The organism is Pseudomonas sp. Pdm06 (genome assembly GCF_014851795.1).
In the GTDB taxonomy this organism is placed as follows: domain Bacteria; phylum Pseudomonadota; class Gammaproteobacteria; order Pseudomonadales; family Pseudomonadaceae; genus Aquipseudomonas; species Aquipseudomonas fluorescens_AA.
In genome coordinates this window covers 129,644-155,747 of sequence record NZ_JACVAH010000006.1, presented here as the reverse complement: position 1 = coordinate 155,747, position 26,104 = coordinate 129,644, and the positions used below count along the sequence as shown (strand labels likewise).

Annotated in this window: 22 protein-coding genes; 8 read left to right on the top strand and 14 right to left on the bottom strand. The window is 63.8% G+C overall.

Going from position 1 to position 26,104, the window contains the following annotated elements; translation table 11 throughout:
• Nucleotides 1-145 precede the first annotated feature (145 nt).
• The 7 genes from IB266_RS12380 to IB266_RS30880 all read left to right on the top strand — a co-directional run bounded on the left by IB266_RS12380 (nucleotide 146) and on the right by IB266_RS30880 (nucleotide 6,535).
• Entirely contained in the window at nucleotides 146-1,468 is a 1,323-nt protein-coding gene (locus IB266_RS12380; protein ID WP_060741990.1) for an MFS transporter, read from the top strand.
• A gap of 150 nt (nucleotides 1,469-1,618) precedes the next feature.
• Nucleotides 1,619-2,611, top strand: a complete 993-nt coding sequence (gene araD1 / locus IB266_RS12375) for an AraD1 family protein (protein ID WP_192261355.1) — start codon at nucleotides 1,619-1,621, stop codon at nucleotides 2,609-2,611.
• 12 nt (nucleotides 2,612-2,623) lie between these two features.
• Entirely contained in the window at nucleotides 2,624-4,204 is a 1,581-nt protein-coding gene (locus tag IB266_RS12370; protein ID WP_103310143.1) for an aldehyde dehydrogenase (NADP(+)), read from the top strand.
• A 237-nt stretch (nucleotides 4,205-4,441) separates the two neighbouring features.
• A complete protein-coding gene (locus tag IB266_RS12365) occupies nucleotides 4,442-4,738 on the top strand; it encodes a DUF5629 family protein (RefSeq protein ID WP_192261354.1) in 297 nt (98 codons plus the stop codon).
• The gene (locus tag IB266_RS12360) at nucleotides 4,725-5,900 is read left to right on the top strand and encodes a lactonase family protein (protein ID WP_192261353.1); all 1,176 of its coding nucleotides are present in this window, start codon (nucleotides 4,725-4,727) and stop codon (nucleotides 5,898-5,900) included. Before IB266_RS12365 ends, IB266_RS12360 begins: the two co-directional genes overlap by 14 nt.
• A gap of 156 nt (nucleotides 5,901-6,056) precedes the next feature.
• Complete coding sequence (locus IB266_RS12355) at nucleotides 6,057-6,236, top strand: hypothetical protein (RefSeq protein ID WP_003202673.1); 180 nt, start codon at nucleotides 6,057-6,059, stop codon at nucleotides 6,234-6,236.
• A 173-nt stretch (nucleotides 6,237-6,409) separates the two neighbouring features.
• Complete coding sequence (locus IB266_RS30880) at nucleotides 6,410-6,535, top strand: hypothetical protein (protein ID WP_256587218.1); 126 nt, start codon at nucleotides 6,410-6,412, stop codon at nucleotides 6,533-6,535.
• Nucleotides 6,536-6,684: 149 nt separating this feature from the next.
• Here IB266_RS30880 and IB266_RS12350 read toward each other — a convergent pair whose 3' ends face one another.
• The 9 genes from IB266_RS12350 to IB266_RS12310 all read right to left on the bottom strand — a co-directional run bounded on the left by IB266_RS12350 (nucleotide 6,685) and on the right by IB266_RS12310 (nucleotide 19,292).
• Nucleotides 6,685-7,287 (bottom strand): glutathione S-transferase, encoded by a 603-nt coding sequence (locus tag IB266_RS12350; protein ID WP_192261352.1) that lies wholly within the window; start codon nucleotides 7,285-7,287, stop codon nucleotides 6,685-6,687.
• Entirely contained in the window at nucleotides 7,284-10,925 is a 3,642-nt protein-coding gene (locus tag IB266_RS12345) for an AAA family ATPase (RefSeq protein ID WP_192261351.1), read from the bottom strand. The genes IB266_RS12350 and IB266_RS12345 overlap by 4 nt, the downstream gene beginning before the upstream one ends.
• On the bottom strand, nucleotides 10,922-12,166 hold the full coding sequence (locus IB266_RS12340; protein WP_192261350.1) for an exonuclease SbcCD subunit D C-terminal domain-containing protein: 1,245 nt from the start codon (nucleotides 12,164-12,166) through the stop codon (nucleotides 10,922-10,924). The genes IB266_RS12345 and IB266_RS12340 overlap by 4 nt, the downstream gene beginning before the upstream one ends.
• 282 nt (nucleotides 12,167-12,448) lie before the next feature.
• The gene (locus IB266_RS12335) at nucleotides 12,449-14,086 is read right to left on the bottom strand and encodes a BatD family protein (RefSeq protein WP_192261349.1); all 1,638 of its coding nucleotides are present in this window, start codon (nucleotides 14,084-14,086) and stop codon (nucleotides 12,449-12,451) included.
• Nucleotides 14,083-15,819, bottom strand: a complete 1,737-nt coding sequence (locus IB266_RS12330; RefSeq protein WP_192261348.1) for a tetratricopeptide repeat protein — start codon at nucleotides 15,817-15,819, stop codon at nucleotides 14,083-14,085. The genes IB266_RS12335 and IB266_RS12330 overlap by 4 nt, the downstream gene beginning before the upstream one ends.
• On the bottom strand, nucleotides 15,816-16,895 hold the full coding sequence (locus IB266_RS12325; protein ID WP_192261347.1) for a vWA domain-containing protein: 1,080 nt from the start codon (nucleotides 16,893-16,895) through the stop codon (nucleotides 15,816-15,818). The genes IB266_RS12330 and IB266_RS12325 overlap by 4 nt, the downstream gene beginning before the upstream one ends.
• Nucleotides 16,888-17,382 (bottom strand): DUF4381 domain-containing protein, encoded by a 495-nt coding sequence (locus tag IB266_RS12320; RefSeq protein WP_060742000.1) that lies wholly within the window; start codon nucleotides 17,380-17,382, stop codon nucleotides 16,888-16,890. Before IB266_RS12320 ends, IB266_RS12325 begins: the two co-directional genes overlap by 8 nt.
• Nucleotides 17,379-18,323, bottom strand: a complete 945-nt coding sequence (locus IB266_RS12315; protein WP_060742001.1) for a DUF58 domain-containing protein — start codon at nucleotides 18,321-18,323, stop codon at nucleotides 17,379-17,381. The genes IB266_RS12320 and IB266_RS12315 overlap by 4 nt, the downstream gene beginning before the upstream one ends.
• 9 nt (nucleotides 18,324-18,332) lie before the next feature.
• The gene (locus IB266_RS12310) at nucleotides 18,333-19,292 is read right to left on the bottom strand and encodes an AAA family ATPase (RefSeq protein ID WP_039589986.1); all 960 of its coding nucleotides are present in this window, start codon (nucleotides 19,290-19,292) and stop codon (nucleotides 18,333-18,335) included.
• Between the two features lie 599 nt (nucleotides 19,293-19,891).
• Between IB266_RS12310 and IB266_RS12305 the strand changes: the two genes are divergently transcribed.
• Nucleotides 19,892-20,260, top strand: a complete 369-nt coding sequence (locus tag IB266_RS12305) for a DUF6124 family protein (RefSeq protein WP_192261346.1) — start codon at nucleotides 19,892-19,894, stop codon at nucleotides 20,258-20,260.
• Nucleotides 20,261-20,683: 423 nt separating this feature from the next.
• On the opposite strand, the gene IB266_RS12300 is transcribed toward IB266_RS12305, so the two are convergent.
• The 5 genes from IB266_RS12300 to IB266_RS12280 all read right to left on the bottom strand — a co-directional run bounded on the left by IB266_RS12300 (nucleotide 20,684) and on the right by IB266_RS12280 (nucleotide 26,073).
• A complete protein-coding gene (locus tag IB266_RS12300; RefSeq protein ID WP_192261345.1) occupies nucleotides 20,684-21,661 on the bottom strand; it encodes a 2-hydroxyacid dehydrogenase in 978 nt (325 codons plus the stop codon).
• Nucleotides 21,662-21,676: 15 nt separating this feature from the next.
• Nucleotides 21,677-22,975, bottom strand: a complete 1,299-nt coding sequence (locus IB266_RS12295; protein ID WP_060742004.1) for an MFS transporter — start codon at nucleotides 22,973-22,975, stop codon at nucleotides 21,677-21,679.
• Nucleotides 22,976-23,067: 92 nt separating this feature from the next.
• Nucleotides 23,068-24,042, bottom strand: a complete 975-nt coding sequence (locus IB266_RS12290; protein ID WP_192261344.1) for a sugar kinase — start codon at nucleotides 24,040-24,042, stop codon at nucleotides 23,068-23,070.
• Complete coding sequence (locus tag IB266_RS12285) at nucleotides 24,035-24,817, bottom strand: AP endonuclease (protein ID WP_192261343.1); 783 nt, start codon at nucleotides 24,815-24,817, stop codon at nucleotides 24,035-24,037. The genes IB266_RS12290 and IB266_RS12285 overlap by 8 nt, the downstream gene beginning before the upstream one ends.
• Nucleotides 24,818-25,047: 230 nt before the next feature.
• The gene (locus IB266_RS12280; protein WP_192261342.1) at nucleotides 25,048-26,073 is read right to left on the bottom strand and encodes a LacI family DNA-binding transcriptional regulator; all 1,026 of its coding nucleotides are present in this window, start codon (nucleotides 26,071-26,073) and stop codon (nucleotides 25,048-25,050) included.
• Nucleotides 26,074-26,104 lie beyond the last annotated feature (31 nt).

Below are 26,104 nucleotides of genomic sequence, written 5' to 3'. Positions count from 1 at the left end.
ATAAGCGCAAATTGCGCGCTTTGGAAGTGTTGTTGGGTAAATAGTATTACTATATAGTCCGATTCAACGGAGGGGTTGTCCTGGCGGTCATTCGCGAGAGAAATCCCCCGAGGTTCCATAACAACAACAATCGGAGACCGGTCCCATGAGCCAGGAATTGCGGCTTATTCGTCGCATTACGCTGAAACTGATTCCCTTCCTGATCCTGCTGTACCTGATCGCCTACGTGGACCGCTCCGCGGTGGGCTTCGCCAAGCTGCACATGGGCGCCGACATCGGTATTGGCGACGCCGCCTACGGCCTGGGTGCCGGGCTGTTTTTCATCGGTTACTTCCTGCTGGAGATCCCCAGCAACCTGATGCTGGAGCGCTTCGGTGCCCGGCGCTGGTTCGCCCGGATCATGATCACCTGGGGCGCCATCACCATCGGCATGGCGTTCGTACAGGGGCCTCATAGCTTCTATGTGATGCGCTTTCTGCTGGGCGCGGCCGAAGCCGGGTTCTTCCCGGGCGTGCTGTACTACATCACTCAGTGGTTCCCGGTGCGCCATCGCGGCAAGATCCTGGGCCTGTTCATCCTCTCCCAACCTATTGCAATGATGATCACCGGCCCGGTGTCCGGCGGCTTGCTGGGCATGGACGGCATCCTCGGCCTGCACGGCTGGCAGTGGCTGTTCATCGTCATCGGCCTGCCGGCGGTGCTGTTGACCTGGCCGGTGCTGCGTTACCTGCCCGATGGTCCGCAACAAGTGAAATGGATGGACCAGGCCGAGAAGGACTGGCTGACCGGTGAGCTGAAAAAAGATTTGCAGGAATACGGCCAGACCCGTCACGGCAATCCGCTGCATGCCCTCAAGGACAAGCGTGTCTTGCTGCTGGCGCTGTTCTACCTGCCGGTGACCCTGAGCATCTACGGCCTGGGCCTGTGGCTGCCGACGCTGATCAAGCAGTTCGGCGGCAGCGACCTGGTGACGGGTTTCGTCTCGTCGGTGCCGTACATCTTCGGTATCGTTGGCCTGCTGATCATTCCCCGCAGTTCCGACCGCTTGAACGACCGCTACGGTCACCTCGCCGTGTTGTACGTGCTGGGCGCGATCGGCCTGTTCCTCAGCGCCTGGTTGTCGGTGCCGGTGTTGCAACTGGCGGCGCTGTGCCTGGTGGCCTTCGCGCTGTTTTCCTGCACGGCGGTGTTCTGGACCTTGCCAGGGCGTTTCTTTGCCGGCGCCAGTGCGGCGGCGGGTATTGCGTTGATCAACTCGGTGGGCAACCTGGGTGGCTACATTGGTCCGTTCGTGATCGGTGCGCTGAAGGAGTACACCGGTAACCTGGCTTCGGGGCTGTATTTTCTGTCCGGTGTGATGGTGTTCGGCCTGGTGTTGACCGGCGTGGTCTATCGGTTGCTGGAACGCAAGCATGTGCTGCCGGCGGATCAGTTCGCTGCCAGTGCCCGCGGGGCGACGCGTACCTAGATCACTGCACTTAACTGTGGGAGCGAGCTTGCTCGCGATGACGGTCTGACAGTCGACATCATCGGTGAATGTGAGACTGCTATCGCGAGCAAGCTCGCTCCCACAGGGGGGCTGCACCGAATTCAAGTTTTGCTTACAAGGAGAAAAGTTATGCGTTTAGTTCAGTTCGAATTGAGTAACGGCGAACGCCGCGTCGGTGTGGTCGACGGCGATCAGGTGCGTGAAGTGCAGGGCGCCGGTAGCGTGCGCGAGCTGGCGCTGGCGGCCATCGAGGCGGGTGTGAAGCTGGAGCAGCAGGTCGGCAGCCTGGGCCTGGGGGCGAGTCATGACTACGCCCGGCTGCTCGGCGAGTTGCGCATCCTGCCACCGCTGGACCATCCGGACCCGGCGCACCTGCTGGTCAGCGGTACCGGCCTGACCCACCTGGGCAGCGCCTCGGCCCGGGACAAGATGCACCAGCAGGCCGGCGACGAAGCGACCATGACCGACACCATGCGTATCTTCAAGTGGGGCGTGGAGGGCGGTAAACCCCAGGCCGGACAGGCCGGGGTGCAACCGGAATGGTTCTACAAGGGCGACGGCAGCATTGTGGTCCGCCCGGGCCATCCGTTCCCGCTGCCGCCCTTTGCCGAAGACGCCGGCGAAGAGCCGGAAATCAGCGGACTGTATGTCATCGGCCACGACGGCAAGCCCTATCGCCTGGGCTTCGCGGTGGGCAACGAGTTTTCCGACCACGTGATGGAACGCAAGAATTACCTGTACCTGGCCCACTCGAAATTGCGCAGTTGCAGTTTTGGCCCGGAACTTCGCGTCGGTGAACTGCCTCAACATCTGTCCGGGACCAGTCGTATCCTGCGCAATGGCGAAGTGCTGTGGCAGAACGAGTTCCTCAGCGGCGAGGCGAACATGTGCCACAGCCTCGAGAACCTGGAGTTCCACCACTTCAAGTACAGTCAGTTCCTGCGCCCGGGGGACGTGCACGTTCACTTCTTCGGCACCGCGACCCTGTCGTTCGCCGACGGCATCCGCACCCAGCCAGGGGATGTGTTCGAAATCAGCCAGGCTGAATTCGGCGCGCCGCTGGTCAACGGCATTGCCCCGGTAGACGCGGTGTTCAACCCGGGTACTATCGGCACACTTTAAAGGAGACTTGCGATGAACCAGATCCTTGGCCACAACTACATCGGCGGCGCACGCAGCGCGGCCGGCCAGACTCGCCTGCAGAGCGCCGACGCCAGCACCGGCGAGGCTTTGCCCCATGATTTCATCCAGGCCACGGCCGAAGAAGTCGATGCTGCCGCCAAGGCCGCGGCTGCGGCTTATCCGGCCTACCGCAGCCTGAGCGCGGTGCGCCGGGCCGAGTTCCTCGAGGCCATTGCCGATGAACTGGACGCCTTGGGCGATGAATTCGTGGCCGTGGTCTGCCGTGAAACCGCGCTGCCGGCGGCACGGATCCAGGGCGAGCGCGGTCGCACCAGCGGCCAGATGCGCCTGTTCGCCAAGGTCTTGCGCCGAGGCGATTTCTACGGCGCGCGCATCGACCGGGCATTGCCTGAGCGCACGCCGTTACCGCGTCCGGATCTGCGCCAATACCGCATCGGCCTGGGGCCGGTGGCGGTGTTCGGCGCCAGTAACTTCCCCCTGGCGTTTTCCACCGCCGGCGGCGACACGGCGTCGGCCCTGGCGGCCGGTTGCCCAGTGGTGTTCAAGGCCCACAGCGGCCACATGGCGACCGCCGAGCACGTGGCCGATGCGATCATTCGCGCGGCGGAAAAAACCGCGATGCCGGCTGGCGTGTTCAACATGATCTACGGCGGTGGTGTCGGCGAATGGCTGGTCAAGCATCCGGCGATCCAGGCCGTGGGTTTCACCGGTTCTCTCAAGGGCGGGCGTGCCCTGTGCGACATGGCGGCCGCACGGCCGCAGCCGATTCCGGTGTTCGCGGAAATGTCGAGCATCAACCCGGTGATCGTGTTGCCGCAAGCCCTGGAAACCCGCGCCGAGAGCGTCGCTCGCGACTTGACCGCCTCGGTGGTGCAGGGCTGCGGTCAGTTCTGTACCAACCCGGGCCTGGTGATCGGCATTCGCTCGCCGCAATTCACTGCCTTCACCCAGCAAGTGGCCGCGCTGATCGGCGACCAGGCGCCCCAGACCATGCTCAACGCCGGCACGCTGCAAAGCTACGGCAAGGGCCTGCAGAAATTGCTCGCTCACCCGGGCATCGAGCACCTGGCCGGGCGCGAGCAGCAGGGCAACCAGGCCCAGCCGCAGCTGTTCAAGGCTGATGCCAGCCTGCTGATCAACGGTGACGAGGCGCTGCAAGAAGAAGTGTTCGGCCCGACCACGGTGTTTGTCGAAGTAGCCGACCAGGCACAACTGACCGCCGCGCTGAACGGCCTGCACGGCCAACTGACCGCGACGATGATCGGCGAGCCGGCGGATTTCGAACGGTTCAGCGAATTGACACCGCTGCTGGAACAGAAGGTCGGCCGCATCCTGCTCAACGGTTATCCGACCGGGGTGGAGGTGTGTGATTCGATGGTGCACGGCGGGCCTTACCCGGCGACGTCCGATGCCCGGGGTACCTCGGTGGGCACATTGGCGATCGATCGCTTCCTGCGCCCGGTGTGCTTCCAGAACTATCCAGACAGCCTGCTGCCGGAACCGCTGAAGAACGCCAACCCGCTGGGGATCCTGCGGTTGGTGGATGGGGTGCCGGGGCGCGAGGCGCTCTGAGGATCGCGGTGAGGCCGTGGCATTGATGTTGAATGTGCCGGCCTCTTCGCGGGCAAGCCCGCTCCCACACTGGGTTTCCTGGGAATACAGAATGTGTGTTCACTGCCGATCCAATTGTGGGAGCGAGCTTGCTCGCGATGGCGATCACCCGGTCAAGATCGCTTCTGAAGTGATGGCCCAAGGTCCACTCGCCCATTGGGTTATCATGGCTACTTTCCCAAAGACCGACTGATCACCATGACTGCCGTAACCGACCCCCTGCTGCTTGCCCTCGACTCCTGCAACATGCTGATTATCGACGGGCTGCACGCATTCAATTTTGAGCTCGACGAGCAGGACCAACTGCACGTCGAGTGCATGAACGGCCGTACCCTCGAGCACTGGCGTTTCACGCCGGCGCAAATGCAGGCCGCGACGTTCGACAAGGCTTCGAATCACTGGATCATCACCAGTGATTCCGGTGACCACCGTCTGGAATGCGTGGACGCCACCAGCGGCCACGACGATGAGGACGACGAAGATGAAAATGCGTAGTTTCTGGCCGCTGTTGATGGCCGGCAGCCTGGGCGCCATGGGCGTCCAGGCGGACACCGAAGAACGTCATCAACTGTTGGTGGGGTCTTATACCGCCGGGCAGAGCCAAGGCATCTATCGGTTGCAGTTCGACAGCCGTACCGGCCAGATCGACGCCAATCCCTTGCAAGTGATCAAGACGGACAACCCCTCGTGGCTGACCCTCTCGCCCGACCTGACCCGGCTGTTCGTGGTCAACGAAAACGGTCCGGGCCAGAAAGACCCGGTGGGCAAGGTCAGCAGCTACGCCATCGACCCGAAGACCCATGCCATCAGCCTGATCAACCAGGTGCAATCCCTGGGCAACGAGCCGACGCATTCCAGCCTCAGCGGCGATGGCCGGCATCTGCTGGTCAGCAACTATTCAGTGCTGGAAGACCCGGGCGGCACCTTGGCGGTGTTGCCGGTGGGCGCCGACGGCAAGCTGTCGCCGGTGGTGCAGTTGAGCAGCCATCAACCGAGCCGAGTCAACCCCGAGCGGCAGATGTCGGCCCATGTGCATTCGGCGGTGTCGTCGCCCGATGGCAAGTACGTGTTCGCCAACGACCTGGGGGCGGACAAGGTGTTTATCTACCGCTACGACCCCAAGGCCAATCCCGAGCTGCCGCTGATCGCCGCCGCCCCGGCCTTCGTGCAGTTGCCACCTGGCAGCGGACCGCGTCACCTGCTGTTCAGCGCTGACGGCAAGCACGCCTGGCTGACCATGGAAATGAGCGCGCAAGTGGCGGTGTTCGATTACCAGGACGGCCGCCTGACCCAGCGTCAACTGGTCGACCTGGCCGCCGGCAAACCCCAGCCGGGCAGGGCGGCGGCTGCGCTGCATGCTTCCAGGGACGGCAAGTTCCTCTACGTCAGTAACCGTGGCACCACCAATGAAGTGCTGGTGTTCGCCATTGACCCGGCTGCGGGTACGCTCAAAGAGCTGCAGCGGCGCTCGGTCGAAGGCGATCATCCGCGGGAGTTCAGCCTCGACCCGAGCGGAAAATTCCTGCTGATTGCCAATCAGAAGAGCAACCAGATCGTGGTGATCGAGCGCGATCCGAAGACCGGCCTGCTGGGTAAAACCGTGCAGAAAATGCCGATGGATGCACCGAGCGACTTGAAGTTCATGCTGCGTCAATAGACCGCAGGCCTTGGTTTTCAAGGCCTGCGCCGTTGTATCAACGAGACTGATATTCGCTAGTACTACAAAGCATTTCAAAGCGAGACGCCTCGGCGCGTAAGTTTGCTCCACGGCCCAACCGGGCAAGTCAGCCAACTGAATCCGAGGTCTACCGCCATGAATCTGAATCTCTTCTCCGTGATCGCCGCTTCCGCCATCTCTGCCACCGTAGCGCTGCCCGCCAGTGCCAGTGTCGAGATCAGCGACAAGAAAAACCGTACCCAGAGCTACACCGAGAAATACCTGCAACAAAGCGCTAACTTCTATGCGGCGCTGGACCACAAGACCCAACACTGAAATTTCGCGCAACGCCTGAAGCCTGCGATCTTTTCATCTTCACTGATATCGGGTGAAAGAGAAAAGATCGCAGGCTTCGCCGTTTCTGGAAAAATCCCGCTGTAATATCACTTGGCCATGTGTTTAAATTTGACGCTGACAAATTGACTCCTTCGCAGATAAGGATCGACACCATGGCGATGCGTCTGGCAGTGATGCTGCTGTTTCTCTACTCCACGCCGATTGTCTCGGCGGCCCAACCGGATGCCGGTGAGTTGGAAGTGGCGCGTGAGCGCTTATTGAGTCTGCTGAGCGACTGATTGGACCAAGCCGGTTATTGATATTTTGTGGGAGCAAGGCTTGCCCGCGATGAAGGCGATGCGGTCCTTCAGAAATCGAGTCGCCTGTATCGCGGGCAAGCCTTGCTCCCACAGAAATCCCCCTTGCCACAAGGGCTGTGTGCAGGGCGTTATTTGGCCATGATCGCCACAAACAGCTCGGACTCCAGGAACCTCTGCAACCAATCCTGCAGCCGCGGATAGGGCGCCTGGGCAAACCAGTCGCGGTCGACGTGGGCGAATTGCCGTATGAAGGGCATCACTGCCACGTCCGCCAGGCTCTGGTGCTCCGCTGCCAGAAACGGCCGGGTTGCAAGCAGTGCCTCCAGGCGACGCAGAAAGTCTTCGCCCTGGCTGCGGTAATGCTCCTTCGGGTACTCGGGGTGGCGCTCGGGGTACTTGTAGCGATTCAAGTGCAGCTTGAACACCTGGTCGTTTTCCTCGATCAACGCCGCCGTCAACGCCTGGCCGTCGGCGTTGTCCCGTAGCCGCCAGTCTTGCGGGTCGTGCTGGGCCAAGGCCCAGTTCATGATCTCCAGGCTTTCATCGATCACCCGGCCATCGACCTGCAGCACCGGCACCGTGCCTTTGCTGGAGAGGGCGAGCATCTCGGCGGGCTTGGCCTTCAGGCTGACTTCGACAATCGCCACCTCGACCGCGCTGTAGCGCAAGGCCATGCGCGCCCGCATCGCGTAGGGGCAGCGGCGGAAGGAATAGAGCGTGGCGCGGCTCATTTCACTTCCACCGTGCTCAACCCGTTGCCCTGACGACGGACCTGGATCTGCACCGGGATCCGCTCGTGCATTTCCTGCACGTGGGAGATCACCGCGACCTTGCGGCCTTGGGCCTGCAAGCCGTCGAGGGCGTCCATCGCCAGTTGCAGCGATTCGGGGTCGAGGCTGCCGAAGCCTTCGTCGATGAACAGCGATTCGATCTTCAATGTGCTGGACGCCATCGAGGCCAGGCCCAGGGCCAGGGCGAGGGAGACCAGGAAGGTTTCGCCGCCGGACAACGAATGCACCGAGCGCAGTTCATCCCCCATTTCCGTGTCCATCACCAGCAGACCGAGCATGCTGCCGCCACGCTTGAGCCGGTAGCGGCGCACCAGTTGCCGCAGTTGGGCATTGGCGTGATGCACCAGCAAGTCGAGGTTGTAGGCCTGGGCCAGTTTGCGGAAGCGGTCGCCGGTAGCCGAGCCAATCAGCGCATCGAGGCGTGCCCAGCGCTGGTATTCGGCGTAGGCCTGTTCGATCTGCTGGGCCAGGGCTTGGTTGGCGTTCTGCCGGCGCTGGTCCTCGGCCTGTTCGGCACGCAGTTCGGCGCAACGCTGTTCGCTGACGGCGAATTGAGTTTGCAGTTCGGCGAGGGCTTCGGCGAGTTGCTCGGGCGGCAGGTTGCCGTTGTGCTGGGCCTGGTGGTTATGCAGGCGCTGCTCGCGTTCGGTGAGCAATACGCTGGCCTGTTCGATGGCTTTTTCGCTGTTGAGCAAGCGCTGGCGCAACTGGCCGACGTGTTGCTCGTCCAGGCCGAGCAGGGCTTCAAGGGCGGCATCGTCCAGTTCAGGATGGCCGGTGCGCCACTGCGCGATACCCGTGGTCAACGCCTGAAGTTCGTGGGCCAGGGATTGCGCCTGCTCCTGACGGGCCTTGAGTTCGGCGGCCAGTTGCACAAGGCTGTTGCGCACTTGCTGCAACTGCTGATTGGCCGTCGCCTCGGCCTCCCGGGTCTGTTCCAGGCGCTGGTCGAGTTGTTGTTGCCATTGTTCGGCGCTGAGGTGTTCGCCGAGCAGTTGCGCGAGTTTCTCCTGGCAGGCCTGCTGTTGCTCGCTCAGGGCGCTGAATTGCAGGCGGGCCGCTTCCAGTTGCTGGACGCGGGTCTGCTGGCGGTCCTGCTCTTTCTCCAGGGTCTGCTGGCGCTGGCGTTGTTCGTCCAGTTCGTCGCGCTGCTGTTCCAGTTGCTCCAGGCGTTGGGCAATCTGCTGGTCGAGCTGCAGGAAGGTCGCGGCGGGTTCGCTGCGCAAGGCCTGCAAGGTGTCCGCCGGCAGCAGGGCGCTGAAGTGGTTCAGTTCTTCGTCCAGGCGCTGGCGGTCGCGGGCCAGTGCTTGCTGCTGGTTGCCCAGGTGGTGTGACGCCTGCTGGCTGGCCGTTTCGGCCTCGCGCAGGCGTTGGCCCATGCGTGCGGCGTCCTGCTGCAGGGTCAGCAGGGCGGCTTGGCGTTGTTCGTCCTGGCCGATGCGCAGGTGCAATTGGCTGTTCTGTTGGGCCAGCCAGGCGTCGCGCTTGCTCGGATCCTGGGCCAGCAGTTGCGCCGACAACGGGTGGGCTTCCAGGCTGGGCGCGAGGCTCTGTTGCTGGCTGGCGAGCTGTTCCTGTTGTTGTTTGAGTTCCTTGAGCTGGGCAATGACCCCGCTGTATTGCGCCCGCAAGTCGATGACTTTTTCATTGAGCCGCTCGACGGCTTTACGGGCGTTGGCCTCCTCGGCTTCATCGAAGCGTCCGAGGTTTTCCAACAGGGCTTCGGGCTGATGATAAGGGTGCTCGATGCTGCCACACACCGGACAGGGCTGCTCGTCCTGCAACTGTGCGCGCAGTTGTTCGACGCTTTCGCTGCGGGCCAGGCGCTGGCGTTCCAGCAGTTCGCGGGTCACGGTCAGGGTCTGTTCGGCGATGGTCAGTTCGGCCTTGGCTTCTCCGCCCTCACGCACCAGGCGGTCACGTTCCTGCAACGCCTGTTGTTGGCGTTGCTCGAGCTCGGCACCCCGTTTGTCCAGTTCTTGCTGACTCGCCCACAGCCGGGTCAGGTCTTCGAAGGCGCGCAGTTGCTTGCGGTTGTCTTGCAGCAGGGTGCCGAGCAATTGGATCTGTTCGGCCACGGCCTCCGGCTCGGCACCGGCTTCCTTGTACAGCACCTCAAGGTCTTGCCGGCGGCTGGCCAGTTCCTCGGCGGCACGGGCGGCGCCTTGCTCCAGCAGGGAGAGTTCGGCCTGGCCCTGGTTCAGGCGATTGCCGATCAGCATCAGTTGTTGGAGGCGATCGCGATAAGCGTTCCAGGCGTCGCTCAGTGGTGCCAGGTGCGTACTTTGTTCAAGCTCGCCGGCGATTCGCTGCAAGCGCTCGGCCACCTGTTTCTGCTGTTCGAGCAAGGTGTCGATGGCACGCTGGCCTTCGGTGCAGGCCTGTTGCGCCTGGTCCTGATGCCCGGCGGCCTGGCTGGCGTCCCTGACGAGACGGGCGAGGGTGCTTTGCTCCTCGAAAGCCTGGCGTAATAACGGCGCACTGTCACTGCTTTGTTGCCGGGCCGCGACCAATGCCAGTTGCGTGACGCCCAGGCCTTTTTCCAGTTCGGCTTGCTGCTGGTGCAGGTCGATTTGCTGCTGGGTGAGCTGCTGGATCTGCGCGGCCAAGGGCTCGAGCTGTCGGCTCAGTTCCGCCTGGCGGATGAACTGATGGCGTTGGGGCGCCAACTGTTCCAGGCGGGTCAGTTTCAGGCGTTCGTCGGCCAGGGCGTGCCAATCGGCCTGGGCCTGTTGCAACTGTTCGGCGGCGCTGGCGTGTTCATCCTGCAATTGGCGCAGGTCGCGCAGCCAGGTGTGTTGCTGCTCCAGTTGCTTGAGTTGCGCCTGTTGGGCCTTGAGTTGTTGCTGGGCGTCGTTGAAGCGCTGGTCGAGCTCGGCCCGGGCTTCGGGGGCCAGCGGGGTGACACCGGTGGCCTGGTCCTGCAGCTGTTTGTGGGTTTCCTTGGCTTGCTTGGCCTTGTCGAAGGCGCGACGACCGAGGCGGGTATACAGGGCGGTGTCGGTGAGTTTTTCCAGCAGTTCGCTGCGGTCGTTGTCATCGGCCTTGAGGAACGCGCTGAACTCGCTCTGGGCCAGCAACACGGCGCGGGTGAACTGCTCGAAGTTCAGGCCCAGGGCGGCTTCGAGCTGGGTCTTGTATTCGCCTTTCTGGCTCGCCAGCAGTTGATCGTTGTCCAGGTCCCGCAGGCTCTGGCGGCTGGCTTGTAATTTGCCGCCGGCCTTTTCCCGGGCGCGATTGGCTTCCCAGCGGGCCCGGTAGCGGCGCCCGTCGATGCCGCGAAAATCCACTTCGGCAAAACCATCGCCGGTGCCACGGCGCAACAGTGTGCGCGGATCGCCCGTGGCAATCTCGCCATCGACGTCCGGCACCTTGGCATCGCGACCGGTGTTGTTGAGGCGCGGCACGGCACCGAACAGCGCCAGGCACAAGGCGTCGAGCAGCGTACTCTTGCCGGCGCCGGTGGGACCGGTAATGGCGAACAGGCCGGCGCTGGCCAAGGGTTCGGCGGTGAAATCGATTTCAAACGGCCCGGCCAGGGACGCCAGGTTTTTCAGGCGGATCGCGAGGATCTTCATGGTTGCTCGCTCTCCATCTGCACGTCTTGCAACAGCACGGCAAAGTCCTTGAGGGTCTGTTCATCCACTTCGTTGCCATAGGTGTCCAGCCAGGCGCGGCTGAACAGTTCCTGCGGGCTGAGTTGATCCAGTTCCACCAGCGCGCTGCCTTCATCGGCGCTGCCGGCGCCACCGTTGCCGGCGTACTCGGCGGCGATCCGCACCAGGCGCACGGCCTTGCCTTGCAGTGCGGTTTCAACCTGGTGGCGCAGGTCCGGCTGCGGTTCGTCGAGGCGCACCCGCACTTCCAGCCAGGGTTGGCGTTGGACGTCGGCCAGCAGGTCGATGTCGGGCAGCTCCTTGAGTTGCCCAAGGATATCGGCCAGGGGAGCCGGGCCCAGGCGTTGCAGGTTGACGGCCCGGGGAATCAGGCGCGGTTCGACCTTGACCAGGGTTTCGCCGTCCAGGGTGATGTCGAGAATCTGATGCTGGTAGCCAATTTCCGAGAATGACAGCGGGATCGGCGAGCCGCTGTAGCGGATGCGCTCTTCGCCGTTGACCTTCTGCGGTTTGTGCAAGTGGCCGAGGGCGACATAGCTGATGCTCGGGCCGAACAGGCTGGCGGGCAGGGCCTCGGCGTTGCCGATGATCAGGCTGCGCTCGGAGTCCTCGGACACCGAACCGCCGGCCATGTGCGCATGACTGATGGCAATCAGCGCCTGGCCTTTCTTGCGCTTGCTGTTGGCCGCGGCGATCAGCCACTCATGCACCTGGCCGATACCCCGCAGGTAGTCGTCGCCCAGTTGCGCGCCGGTGACTTCGGCGGGCCGCAGGAACGGCAGGGCCAGGCACCACGCCTTGACCTTGCCCTTGGCATCGGGCAATGGCAACAACAGGCGCTCGACGTCCAGTTGGCCGTCGTCCAGCCACAACACCCGGCCCAGGGCGTGGGTGCGCAAGCGTCGCATCAGCGGCGCAGGCAGTTCGATTCGCGAGCCGGAGTCGTGGTTGCCGGCGATCATCACGATGGTCAGGTTGGCGTTTTGCTCATGGGCGCTGACGATGAAGTCGTAGAGCCGCTCCTGGGCTTTGACCGGCGGGTTGACGGTGTCGAAGATGTCGCCGGCGATCAGCAGCACGTCGGGTTTTTCGTGGGTCAGCTGGCGCAGCAGCCAGTCGAGGAAGCAGGCGTGTTCGAAATCGCGTTCCTGACCGTGCAGGTTTTGCCCCAGGTGCCAGTCGGAGGTGTGAAACAGACGCAAGGCAAACTCCAGAAAACAGATGATGGCCGCGGTGAAGAGAAGGGCGGCTAAAAGAAGGAGAGTTTACTGGGAAACGGGGGGGAGGACTTGTTCAACTTCATGGGATCTATTTGAACACGCCCCTGTGGCGAGGGAGCTTGCTCCCGCTGGGCTGCGCAGCGGCCCCTTTTTGCGATTGCTGCGCAATCGAGCGGGAGCAAGCTCCCTCGCCACAAAAGCCACAAAAGCCACAAAAGCCACAAAAGCCACAAAAGCCACAAAAGCTGCAAGACAAGGCGTGGGTTATTTGGGGTAAAGCGGTGGCAATCCCGAATCACCGGCCGCATCCAGCGCCCCTTCGGTGGGCGGGATGGTGCGGATCGCGCGCCACAGGTCTTCGCCTTGCCAATGCTGGCCGGTCTCGCTGTAGAGCGCGCCGTTGAGGCCGTCCAGGGCGTCGGACAGCGGCACGAAACGCGCCGCCATGTCGGCCAGGGTTTCCGGTTGCTGGCGGGCCCAGGCGTCCAGGGCCTGGCGGGTGGCGTGGGGGTCGTTGGCCAGGCAGGTGCGCTTGAGGTCGTCCAGCAGCGTGCGCGGGCTCGGTCCGGCCTGGGTCGAGCGCAGGATGGCCGGCTGCCAGCGGGCGCGCCACCACAAGCCGAAGCCGAGCAGCGTCGTGCAGGCCAGGATCAGGCTGCTCAGTTGCCAATACCACAGGGTCTCGCTGTCGACCGTCGTCACGATCTGCGCCGTGCCGGCGGGCGTATCCACCATCAGGCTCGGATTGTTCGCCACCTGCAGGGTCCGCGCCGGGAGGCTGGTGCGGTCCAGGTGATCTTCCAGGGTGTTCCACCAGACCACTTCCACCGGTGGCAGCTCGATGGTGCCGCTGCGGTTGGGCACCAGCGCCTCGCGGTCTTCGCGGCTGCCCACCAGCCCGCGTTCACTGCTGCGGCTGCTGAGTACCGGCTGGTCCGGATAACGTCGCAGGCCGTTGATCTCGGTGGCCGGCAGCGGTGGTAATTGGGCGCTGGCCAGGCCTTCGGCTTCCAGGGTCAGGCTGCGGGTCAAGGAGTCGCCCACCTGGCTGTGGGTCGGTTCCGGGCTCCAACTCTCGCTCAAGGACAGGCTGCGTGCCGGCAACCAAGGCACGTCGGCCGGGTAGCTGGCGGGCTTGGGCTTGACGCTCAGTTGCAGGAGCTCGGAGCTTACCCGCATCAATTGACCGGGCTTGGGGCCCGAAGGGGCCGCGTCCTGGGCCACCGGTTCGACCAGGGTGGCGCTGAAGGTCTGGGCCGGGATCGTCAGCTCGCCGCTGCGCTGCGGGTAGATGCCATAACGCAGCTCGATCACGCCGTGGCGCACATCGTTGATGACCTTTTCATAGGTGCGCGATTCGCCCAGTTGTTCGGTGCGGGCATCGGGGATGTGCAGCGGCGTCAGGCTGCTGTCGTCGTACAGCGACACCGAATGGTAGATGCGCAACGTCAGGATTGCCTGGGCCTGCACATACACCTGGGTCTGGTCGAGGCGGGCCTCGATGAACACCGGTGCCAGGGTCCCGGACGCATTGCGGGTTTCACTTTCGATGACTTGCAAGGTGATCGGCTGGCTGGTCACTTCGCCCAGTTGCAGCGGGGGAATGATCACGGTACCGCTTTGGCGCGGCAGCAGGGTGACGATCCAGCGGGTGGTGGCGCGGTTCTCGCCGTCGAGGGTCGTCAACTGGTTGACCTGACGGGTGCCGCGCACATCGAACAAGGCCTGGAGCGGACCCAGATCGGGTTTGCCGAACAACGTGGCGTCGTTGGATTCCAGGGTCAGCTCCACCGTTTCCCCGGAGTTCAGGCGGCTGCGGTCCACACTGGCCGTCAGCTGTGCAGCCTGGGTTCCAGAGGCCCAGAGCAGCAAGACGAGGAGGTAGGCGGTGAAGCGGGTCATGGGGTTTTTCCCTGGGCCTGATGGCTTTGCTGTTCATACCAGAATTTACGCCTGAGCAGCTCGCCGGGATTGTCCGGGATCTGGCGCAGCCATTGTTCCATGGCCTGGCGTTGTTCTTCTTCATTGCGCTGGCCGGCGGCGGGACGCAGCGGCGGCGTGGTGGTCTGCTCGTCGGGCAGCTCGCTGCCCGGCACATCCTGGGCGGTGGGCGCTTGTGCGGTCCGTGGCGGCTGGGACTCGTCCGGTGTCGCGGTGGCCTCGGCGGGGGGGTGGCCCGCTTCGGAAGATTGACTGGTCGAAGTGCTATCCGGCGTTTGCTCGCCCTGGCCCGGTTCCTCGCGTTCGGCGGGCTTGGGCTCTGGCGTCGGTGGTGCCTGTTCGTTCAACAGGTTCTGCACCAGGGCCTTGTTGGTCTGGGCCGGGCGCAGGTCGGGTTGCAATTCCAGGGCTTGTTCATAGGCATCCAGTGCGGCTTCCAGCTCACCGCTTCGGGCCAGGGCGTTGCCACGATTGTAGTGGGCACGGGCGTCGTTGCCTTCGGCGAAGCGCCGGGCGGCTTCGCTGTATTGGCCGGCTTCGTACAGGGCGACGCCTTGCCATTGGCTGTCTTCGAAGTGGGCGGCGGCTTCGGCGGGGCGCTTTTGCTTGAGCAAGTGCTGGCCCTGCTGGTCGGGGCGCAACCACAGGTCCTGGAATTCGAAAGCATGGCCGGTTTGCGGCAACATGAACAGCAGCGGCAGGCAGAACAGCCAGCCTCGACGCCCGGCGCAAGCGGCCAGCAGCAGCAAGGGCAGGAGCAGCCAATAACCCTGGTCGGCCCAGGTGTCCAGGCGCAACGTCTGGCCGTCGCTGCGCAGATGGCGAGGACCGTCCAGCAGACCCAGGCCGCGCAGGTCGCTGTCGTCCAGCCGCGCCGGTCGGTAGCGGCCGTCCAGCTCGTTGGCGAAGGCCTTGAGGCCCGGGCTGTCCAGGCGCGGTACCAGGATCGAACCCTGGGCATCCTTGAGGTAACTGCCATCTTGCTGGGCCACCGGTGCGCCTTCGCGGGTACCGATGCCCAGCATCAGCCATTGTGTGGCGGAACCGTCCAGGACCTGGCGGATGCCTTCACGTTCCTGCTCGTTCAACGACGAACCGATCAGCAGGATCCGACCGTGGCCGAGTTCACCCTGGTCCAGCAGGGCCATGGCTTTATGAACGGCCAGGTCGGCGCGATGGCCGCTTTGGGGCATGATCGACGGCGCGAGGGCTTCGAGCAGGTTGGTGCTGGTGGCCAGGTCGTCGGACAGCGGCACCAGCGTGTGGGCGCTGCCGGCATAGACGATGATCGCGGTCTGGGCATCGCTGCGGTTCTGCAGCAGGTCCAGTACCTTGCGCCGGGCCTGTTCCAGGCGCGTGGGCGGGACATCGGTGGCGAGCATTTCCGGGGTCAGTTCCAGTATCACTATCAGCGGATCGGCGGGTTTCTGGCTGGTCTGTTCGACCCGCGCCCAGCTTGGCCCCAGCAACGCCAGCACGATCAACAGCCAGCCCAGGCCCAGGGCAATCCACGGCAGCCGGCTTTCCCGACCACTGCCGCCACTGAGCAGTACCGCATGAAAGGCCGGCGGCAGGATCATCTGCCAGCGGCCCACCCGTTTCTGCCGGTGCCACAGTTGCCAGAGCAACCAGCCCAGCAACGGCAGCAGCAACACGAACCAGGGGCGCAGCCAGTGCGGCCAGAGGGCAATCATCGACGCCTCCGCAAGCGCAGGCGCTTGAGTCGCTGGCGCCACTCGGTGTGTTGGGACGGCTGGAACAGCGGCTGGTTGAACAGGCGTTGCAGTGGATTGTCCGGCCAGCGCGCCCGGGCCACCAGCAATATGCTCAACAGCAGGGCAGCGGCCAGGGGCCAGTGATACAGCGCCAGGGCAGGGCGTGCCTGGGTCGGTTGCTGGGTCACCGGTTCGAGCTGGTCGAGGGTGGTCTTGATCGCCAGCAATTGCTCGCCATCCTGGGCACGAAAATAGCGACCGCCCGTGGCTTGGGCAATGTCCTTGAGGGTCGGCTCGTCGAGGTCCAGGCTCGGGTTGACGCCGAGGAAGCCCGCCGTGCCACTTTGTTCCGGGTCGGCACCAATGCCTATCGGGTAGATTTTCACGCCCTCGTCGGCGGCCAGCCGCGCGGCGGTCAGCGGGTCTATTTCGCCGCCGTTGTTGGCACCGTCGGTGACCAGGATCAGTACGCGACTGTGGGCCGGACGTTGGCGCAGGCGCTTGAGGGCCAGGCCGATGGCGTCGCCGATGGCGGTATTCTTGCCGGCGATGCCGATGCGCGCCTCGTCGAGCCAGCGACGCACGGTGCGGCGGTCGAAGGTCAGCGGTGCCTGCAAGTAGGCCTGGCTGCCGAACAGGATCAGGCCGACCCGGTCACCTTCGCGGCCTTCGAGAAAGTCCCCGAGCATGTGCTGGACCAGCGCGAGGCGACTGACTTCTTCGTCCTTCCACTGCATGTCGGGAAAGTCCATGGAGCCCGAGACGTCCACCGCCACCAGCAGGTCGCGACCGCTGGCGGCAATGGGCAGCGGTTCCCCCAGCCACTGCGGTCGTGCAGCGGCGATCAGCAACAGCAGCCAGAGCAGGATAAAGGGCGCCTGTTGCCGCCAGGTCGGCAGATTGGCCCGGGCCCGACGGCCCACCAGGCCTTCCAGGTCGCCGAGGAAGCTGACCTTGAGCGCCGGCTCGCCGCTGTCGGCCGCCGGCAGCACCAGGCGCATCAGCCAGGGCAGCGGCAACAGGGCGAACACCCACGGCCAGGCGAATTCAAACATGTTTGCGAATCCAGATTTCGACCGCCTGGGTCAGGCCGGCGATGGCTTTGTCATCGAGCTTGCATTCGGGCTTGTAGGCGCCTTCCACCAGTACCATCCAGCGCGTCAAGCCAGCGGCCGGGCAACGGTTGTCCAGGAAGGCCAGCCATTTGCGCCCGTTGAGGGTGTGGCTCTGGCTGTAGGGGTAGTGGTTGCGACACAGGCGCTTGAGCAGCCCGTTGAGTTGCTGCAACCAGGCACCGGCCGGCGCGCCGTCGTAGGGCTTGGGCAGCCGGGCGAGTTCGGCCAGGGCGGCCAGGCGCACCGGGTCCAGGGGTTGCTCGCTGCGGTCGGCGGTACGCTTGGCGGGAATGAACCGGCGCAATTGCCACAGCCCCAGGCCCAGCAACGGCAACATCAGCAGTAGCAACCACCAGCCCGGCGCGGGCGGCCAGAAACCAATGGGCGGTGGCGCCATCAGCGGCTGCAATTGATCGAGGCTGCTCATCGGCTTTTCCCGGCCCGCTTGGGGTTCAGGTATTCGCGCAGTTGCTCGACCATGTCGCCCTGGGTACTCAGGGGCATCATCAGGATTCGCAGCTTTTGCGCCAGCAATTCCCAACGCGCCTGGCGTGCCTCGGCCTGGGCGCGATAGGCCTGGCGCAGTTCGAAATTCAGGGTGTCGAGCTCCAACTGCGCGCCACGCTGGGCGAAACGCAGCAAGCCGGCGGCGGGCAAGGCGTGATCCAGCGGGTCCGACAGCGGCAGCAGCAACAGGTCGCAATGGCGCGACAGCAGGCTCAATTGCTGTTCGGCGCTGTCGGACAACGCACGCTCGTCGCAAATCACGATCACCAGGCTGCCGGGCCGCAGCACTTCCCGGGCCCGACGCAGGGCGATGCCGAACGAGTCGCGGTCCGGCTCGCCCTCGGTGTGCAGTGACTGATTGACCCGCACCAGCCGATTGAGCAATTGCAACAGGCTCTGTTTGCTGCGCCGTGGCTTGACCTCGTAATGGGTGTTGTTACCGAACACCAGGCCGCCAACCCGGTCGTTGTGCCCCAGCGCGGCCCAGCCGATCAGGCTGGCGGCCTGGGCGGCGAGTACCGACTTGAACATCAGCCCCGAGCCGAAGAACAGCCGGTGGCTCTGCTCGATCATGATGAAGATCGGCCGCTCCCGCTCTTCGTGGAACAGCTTGGTGTGGGGCTCCTGGGTCCGGGCGGTGACGCGCCAGTCAATGGTGCGCACGTCGTCGCCGGCCTGGTAGACCCGCACCTGGTCGAAATCCACCCCGCGCCCGCGCAGCTTGGAGTGGTGCAGGCCGATCAGCGGGCTGCGCTGGCCCGGTGTCGAGAACAGTTGCACCTCGCGCACGCGATGGCGCATCTCGATCAGCTCCGAAAGGCTGACGCGGATGCCCGGTGCGGGCGCCAGGGGGTTATTCATGACTCATGCTCAAGCGACAGCGACGACGTCGAGAATCCGCTGCACGACCCGATCCTGGTCGATGCCGGCGGCCTCGGCTTCGAACGACAGGATGATGCGATGGCGCAGCACGTCGAACAGCACGGCCTGGATATCTTCCGGGCTGACAAAGTCGCGCCCGGCCAGCCAGGCATGGGCACGGGCGCAGCGGTCAAGGGCGATGGAACCCCGCGGACTGGCGCCGTAGGCGATCCACTCGGCCATTTCCGGATCGAACTTGGCCGGGTTGCGGGTGGCCATGATCAGTTGCACCAGGTACTCCTCCACGGCGTCGGCCATGTACAACCCGAGGATTTCCTTGCGTGCGGAGAAGATCGCCTGCTGGCTCACGCGGCGCTCGGGCTTGGTCTCGCCGTTCAGCGCTTCACCCCGGGCCTGCTGCAGGATGCGGCGTTCCACGGCAGCATCGGGAAAACCGATCTTGACGTGCATCAGGAATCGGTCGAGCTGGGCTTCGGGCAGCGGGTAGGTGCCTTCCTGCTCGATCGGGTTCTGCGTGGCCATCACCAGGAATAGCGGTGACAGTTCATACGTGCTGCGCCCGACACTGACCTGGCGTTCGGCCATGGCTTCGAGCAGGGCCGACTGGACCTTGGCCGGGGCGCGGTTGATTTCGTCCGCCAGCACCAGGTTATGGAAAATCGGCCCTTGCTGGAACACGAAACTGCCGGTTTCCGGCCGGTAGATTTCCGTGCCGGTAATGTCGGCGGGCAGCAGGTCAGGGGTGAACTGGATACGATGGAACTGCGCTTCGATGCCCTCGGCCAGCTCTTTGATGGCCTTGGTCTTGGCCAGCCCAGGCGCGCCTTCCACCAGCATATGACCGTCGGCGAGCAAGGCGATGAGCAGGCGCTCGATGAGTTTTTCCTGGCCGAGAATCTGCGTTGAAAGAAAGGTTCGCAGCGCAAGCAGCGCTTCACGATGTTCCATCGGTGACTGTTCCTGGAAAGGGTGGCCCCAGGCGTTCGGATAACGCCGGGGCTGGGGGCGTTACTTTAATGCATGGCGGGGGGTGGCGACTAACGGGATTTTGATTGGCCGTGTGAATTGTGATCGGCTTGGAAAGATTGTGTGGGGGGGGCTTGCCATGAATCCCACCCGGACAGGCGCACTTACCCCGTGGCGAGGGAGCTTGCTCCCGCTTGACCGGGCTGGCGCTCCAGTGCGAAGCACTCACAAAATGAAGGGGTGTTTATCCGGACGTAGGAGTGCTCTGGAGCAGGCTACGTTGCCTTGCGCCATTGCCTACAACTGCGCCAGAATCCGCCGGCTTGTGCGCTTGGGAGGCAGGTTCTATCGTTTCCGGGTCGCTGATGAATCAGCGATCGGGTTTGGTAGCCCGGCTTTTGACTTGTCGCACAGCCCCTGCAACAGAGGCCTTTTTGGTATCTGTTTTATGGCGGTCATGCGCAGGGCGTCTTCGGACGCGCCGGTTCTCCAAGTCACCGGTCTACCAACCCGCGTATGGCCGCCACCTTCGTTTGGTAGCGAGGTTGATGGTCTCCTTTTTCTGATTTGGAGATTCATTCATGTTCAAAGTAACCCCGAACCCACCGAACACCGATCCAACGTCACCGCGTCCAAAAACCAAGTCCCAAAAACACGACGAAGTCACCGACCGAGTCCTCGACCATTACCTGAACCCCAAGCCGGACAAACCCGAAGCAGAACCTGCCCCCGGCCAACTCTTCACCGTCAACAAAGACATCGACACCGAAAGCCTGCTTGCCAACCTCAGCGAAACCCTGGCTTCGGCCAATGCCATGGTCAATGACCTGGCTTTCGACCTGGACGGTTCACGCCGGCATTTCCTCCTGGGCATTCAGCAACTGATCGAACTGGGCAGCCTGCTGGCGAACCGCGCACTGGACAACATCGAAACCCGTCAGCCGACATAGCCCTTGTGGCATTCCTTAAATCCTGGGCAAGCCGCAAAACCTGTGGGAGCCAAGCTGCTCGCGATGGCGGCGCAATATCCAACATAGATGGAGTCTGACCCACCGCCATCGCGAGCAAGCTCAGCTCCCACAGGGGATTGGCGGTGGACGCAGGAGCAAGGAACACCACGAATCCATTGTGGGAGCCGAGCTTGCTCGCGATGACGACGGTACATTCAACTTCAATGCGGCCGAGCCACCGCTATCGTCAGCAAGCTCGTTCCCACAGGGGGATTGGCGGTGGACGTGGGTGCAACGAACACCCCGGGTCCATTGTGGGAGCCGAGCTTGCTCGCGATGACGACGGTACATTCAACTTCAATGTAGCCGACCCACCGCTATCGCGAGCAAGCTCAGCTCCCACAGGGATTAGCGGTGAATAGCTCAGCCTTTCCACGCCCCCGCATTCACCAGATTCACCGGCCGCTCCCCCGCCAATGCCGCCAGCAGGTTGTCCACGGCGCAGCGCGCCATCGCTTCCCGGGTCTCGTGGGTGGCCGAGCCCATGTGCGGTGTCGCTACCACGTTGTCCAGTTGCAGCAGCGGCGAATCCGCATTCAAGGGTTCGTGCTCGAACACATCCAGCCCCGCGCCACGGATCTGTTTGTTGCGCAGGGCGTCGATCAGCGCCGCTTCGTCCACCACTTTGCCCCGGGAGATATTGATGAAGAGGGTCTCGGGACGCATTCGGGCAAACGCCTGCGCATCGATCAGCCCTTGGGTTTCAGCCGTCAAGGGCAAGGTCAGGCAAACGAAGTCCGCCTGCTGCAACAATGTTTCGAGGCTGCAATAGCGTGCGTTGAAACGCTGCTCGACCGCGGGCTTGGGCGAGTGGCTGTGGTAGAGCACCGGCATGCCGAAGCCGAAGTGCCCGCGCTGGGCCAAGGCTTCGCCGATGCGCCCCATGCCGATGATGCCCAGGGTCTTGCCATGGACGTCGGTGCCGAAATGCCGGGGGCCGATGCTCTGTTGCCAGCCGCCTTCGCGGACCAGGTTGGCCAGCTCCACCACGCGCCGGGCGGTTGCCAGGATCAGGGCGAAACCGGTGTCCGCGGTGGTTTCGGTGAGCACGTCCGGGGTATTGGTCAGCAGGATCCGACGTTCAGTCAGGTAGTCGATGTCGTAGTTATCGACCCCCACCGAGACGCTGGCGATGGCTTGCAGGTTCGGCGCCAGGTCCAGCAGCGCCGCATCCAGCTTGAGGCTGGCGCCCAGCAGGCCGTGGGCCGTGGGCAGGGCGTCGCGCAGTTGTGCCAGGCCCTGGGCATCGAGGCGTTCGATGAGCGTGACTTGGGCCTGGGCTTGCAGGCGAGCCATCAATTGAGGTGACAGCGCTTTGTACAACACCACGTGCTTTTTCATGGGAGGGGTCTCGATTCAGGAACGGGCGGGCGCCGGGCTCGGCGTCGCGGAGTGGGAGACGGTCCGGTCGCTGGCGCCGGGCTTGAGGGCGAGCGTCAGCACGACCGACAGCAGCAAGGCGCCGCTCATCAGCAGGAAGGACATGCCAGGGGAGCCGGTGGTGCCGTTGAGGTAGCCCACCAGGTACGAACCGCCGAACGAACCCAGCGCGCCCATGCTGTTGATCAACGCCATGGCGCCGCCGGCGACATTGGCCGGGAGGATTTCCGGAACGATGGCGAAGAACGGACCGTATGGCGCGTACATGCAAGCGCCGGCGACCACCAGCAAGCCATAGGACCACCAGAAGTGCTCGGCCCCCAGCAGGTAGGAGGCGTAGAACGCGATGGAGGCGATCAGCAGCGGCGGCCAGACAAAACGCTTGCGCTTCTGCGCCTTGTCCGACGCCCAGGACACCACCAGCATGCCGATCACCGCCGCCAGGTACGGCAAGGACGACAGCCATCCGGCCTCGACCATGTTCATCTGCAGGCCGGCCTTGAGGATCGACGGCAACCACAGCACAAACCCGTAGACGCCGATGCTCCAGCAGAAAAACTGCAACGCCAGGATGATCACCTTGGGAGAGCGGAAGGCTTCGGCGTAGTTCTTCACCGCCTTGATGCCGACCTGTTCGGCCGCCAAGGCACTTTCCAGATCATGTTTTTCCTGGTCGCTGAGCCACTTGGCCTGGGCCGGGCGATCATCGGCCAGGCGCCACCAGACAAAGGCCCAGAGCACCGCCGGCAGGCCCTCGATGATGAACATCCAACGCCAGTCGAATCGCTGCACCAGGTAACCCGAGACCACGGACATCCACAGCATGGTCACCGGGTTGCCGAGGATCAGGAAGGTATTGGCGCGCGAGCGTTCGGCCCGGGTGAACCAGTGGCACAGGTACACCAGCATCGCCGGCATCACCGCGGCCTCGACCACCCCGAGCATGAAGCGGATCACGATCAGCCAGTAGGCATTGGAGACCACGCCCGTCAGGGTGGCCAGCGAACCCCAGAGGATCAGGCTGACGAAGATCAGCTTCTTCACGCTGTGCTTTTGCGCGTAGATCGCCCCCGGGACCTGGAAGAAAAAGTAGCCGAGGAAAAACAGGGCGCCCAGCAGCGACGAAAGCCCTGGGGTGATCATCAGGTCCTTGGCCATGCCCGAGGCGGCGGCAAATCCATAGTTGGCCCGGTCGAGGTAGGCCAGGCTGTAGGTGATGAAGACGATGGGCATGATGTACCACCAGCGGCGGGTGGCGAGGTTGAGCGTTTGCATGTCGTTGACTCCTGAGCTTGTTGTTTTTGTTGCAGCAGGTGTGTTTTTTTGTGGCTCTATCGCGAGCAAGCTCGCTCCCACATGGGATCGAGTTAACCCCTGTGGGAGCGAGCTTGCTCGCGATTGGCGGTTTCAAATTCAGCCAATAATTCAAGGCGCGTCGGCAATCCCTCCATATCCCCACGGCTCTGCACCGCGCGGCTGCCAATCCAGTTGGCGCGCTGCACGGCCTCGGTGATGGCCTGGCCTTCGAGCAATGCGCTGATCAGGCCCACGGCGAAGCCATCACCGGCGCCCACGGTGTCCACCACTTGGGCCACCGGCACGCCGGGGATGACGCCCTGGTCCAGCGCCGTGCGGTAATAGGCGCCGTCCGCGCCGAGCTTGATCACGACGAGTTCGGCACCTTGGTCCAGGTAGAACGCGGCGATGTCGGCCGGGTCGTCGAAGCCGGTCAGCAGCCGGCCTTCGCCGAGTCCCGGCAAGACCCAGTGGGCGAGGGCGGCGAGGCGATTGATTGCAGTGATCATCGTCGACTCGCTGCCCCATAGGCTTGGCCTCAGGTTGGGGTCGAACGACAGGCTGCGGCCGGCCGCGCGCATACGGCTCATCAATTCAAAGGACATCTCGCGGGCTGTACCCGACAGCGCCGGGACGATGCCGGTGGCGTGCACGTGACGGGCGTCAAGCAGTGCAGGCGCGATGGAGCCGATCGACAGATGACTGGCCGCCGAGCTGCGCCGGAAATACTCGACTTGCGGGTCGCTGCCATCGACGGTAAAGGACTTGAACTGGAAGCCGGTGGGGTGCTCAGGGTCGACCGCCACGTGGCGACAATCCAGGCCCTCGTTTTCCAGGGTCTGCGTCACGAAGCGCCCCAGGGAGTCGGCGCCGACCCGACTCAGCCACGCCACCTTGAAGCCCAGCCGCGACAGACCGATGGCCACGTTGCTGTCGGCCCCCGCAATGCGCTTGTGGAACTGGTCGACGCTGGCCAGGTCACCGCGCTGGTCCGCCACCAGCATGGCCATGGTTTCGCCGAACGACAACACATCGAATTCAGACATGGGCAGGCTCCTGGCGCGATTGCCCGAGGCGGGACAAGGTGGCGACATGGTGGGCGGTCAATTGCAGCAGGTCATCGTCTTGCAGCGGGTATTCGGCGGCGCGCATCACGCCGGCGGGCATGTGCTTGAGCAGTTGTTCCCACACGTGCAGGTCGGTCATGGCTGGAGGCACGGCGACGAGTTTGCCGTCGGCGCGCCGGGCCACGGCCTTGCAGTGCACATACGCCACATAGCGTCCGAGCTGGCGGGCGGCCACGGCGGCCGATTGGTCCTGCCATTGCCAGTTGCCAATGTCGAAGGTCATGGCGACGGGCAGCACCTGGTGCTCCACCGCGGTGAAGAACCGTTGCAACGGTTCGATCCGCCCGCCCTGCAAGGTCTGGTCGTTTTCCACCAGCAGCTGCACCGGACTGGCGGCGAGCACCTGGGCCAGTGCCGACAGGTCATTGGAGTCGGTGAAATGCCCGAGGGAGACTTTCAGCCAGGTCGAACCGAACGCCTCGCCGCGTTGCAGGGCCAGCGCCAGGGCGGGGTTGGGCCTGGGCTGGCCGGCGAGCCACAGTTCCAGGGGGGACGAAAAAATACTCTGCAGCCCCAGGGCCCGGGCAGCGGCGGCCAGTTCAGCGGGTTGTTCGGTGGTGAGCAATTCTTCGCGCCATTCGATGCGTGAGGCACCGGCGGCGGCCAGCAGATCGATGAAGCGGCCTTGGCCATGCTGCCGCACCAGGTCGGCGCCGTAGCTGGAAAGACTGATGGAAACGGGTGGGTTGTGCATTGTTGTTGTACCTCTGAAACCGGTTTCATTTTTATTCAAAAAAAGCGTTCAAAAAAGGGGGCGTTACGGATAATGCCGTTCAGCCAGCCGTAAACCCGTGGGAGCAAAGCTTGCTCGCGATTGGGGCACATCAATCGACACCTGTATTGGCTGGCCCACCGCGATCGCGAGCAAGCTTTGCTCCCACAGACTGAGTTGCGCCTTCACTGATCGGTATTGGGCTTTCACACTCACCGAAGATTCCCCCGCGTCGACCCACGCTCAATCAACCGCGCCGCAAAATCCAGGGTCCGCACCGGCCCGTTGTCACCGCGCAAGCGCTTGAGCAGGCATTCGAAAGCGCTGGCGCCGATCTGCGCTGTCGGTTGGGCCAGGGCCGTGATGCCGCTGCCGACCAAGGGGTACCAATCCAAGTCATCGAGGGCGATCAGGCCCACGTCATCGAACAAGTGACAACCCAGTTCGCGCAACACCGTCGTGGCGGCCAGGGCGGCAATGCCATTGGCGCAGAACAACGCCTTGGGGCCCTGGCCAGGCTGGGCAAGAAAGGCCTTGATACGCGTGGTCAACTGATCAGAGGTTTCCACCACGGTGCCGGCCAGGGCAGGCCGCCGTTGGATACCAGCCTTGAAACTCTCGACCCGCTCGATTCGCGAACTGGTGCCGTCGAACGGTTCTGTCACCAGCAACAGATCGCGGTAGCCCCGTTGTTCGAGGTGATCGAGGGCCATTTCGATGGCCGCCGGGTTGTCCAGCCCGACCAGGTCGCTGTCGAGCCGATCGACCTTGCGATCCACCAGCACCAGGGGCATTTCGCTGCGCAGTTCGAACAGTTCGTCACGGTGGTGACCCAAGGTGTTCACGATCAACCCTTCGATGTTGTAGGCGCGCAGCAACGCCAGGTGCTGGCGTTCCTGCTCGTCGTCGCGGTCGGTGTTGCACACCACCAGGCTATAGCCATGGCGACGACAGGCGGTTTCCACGCCATGCATCACGGCAATCGAATATGGGTTGCGGATATCGGCCACCAGCATGCCGATCAGGCGTGTGCGCCCGCGCTTGAGGCCGCGGGCCATCTGGTTCGGCCGGTAGCCCAGCTCGCTGATGGCCTGCTCGATGCGCCGGGCGATGGCCTCGGAGAGCAGGGCCCGGTCTTCGCCAATGAAACGCGAGACACTGGCCTTGGAGACCCCGGCGCGTTCGGCGACATCGAGCATGGTCACGCGGTTGCGCTGGGCGGCGGAGAAAGAAGTCACGGATTGAAACCTGCTTATTGGATTTATTAGT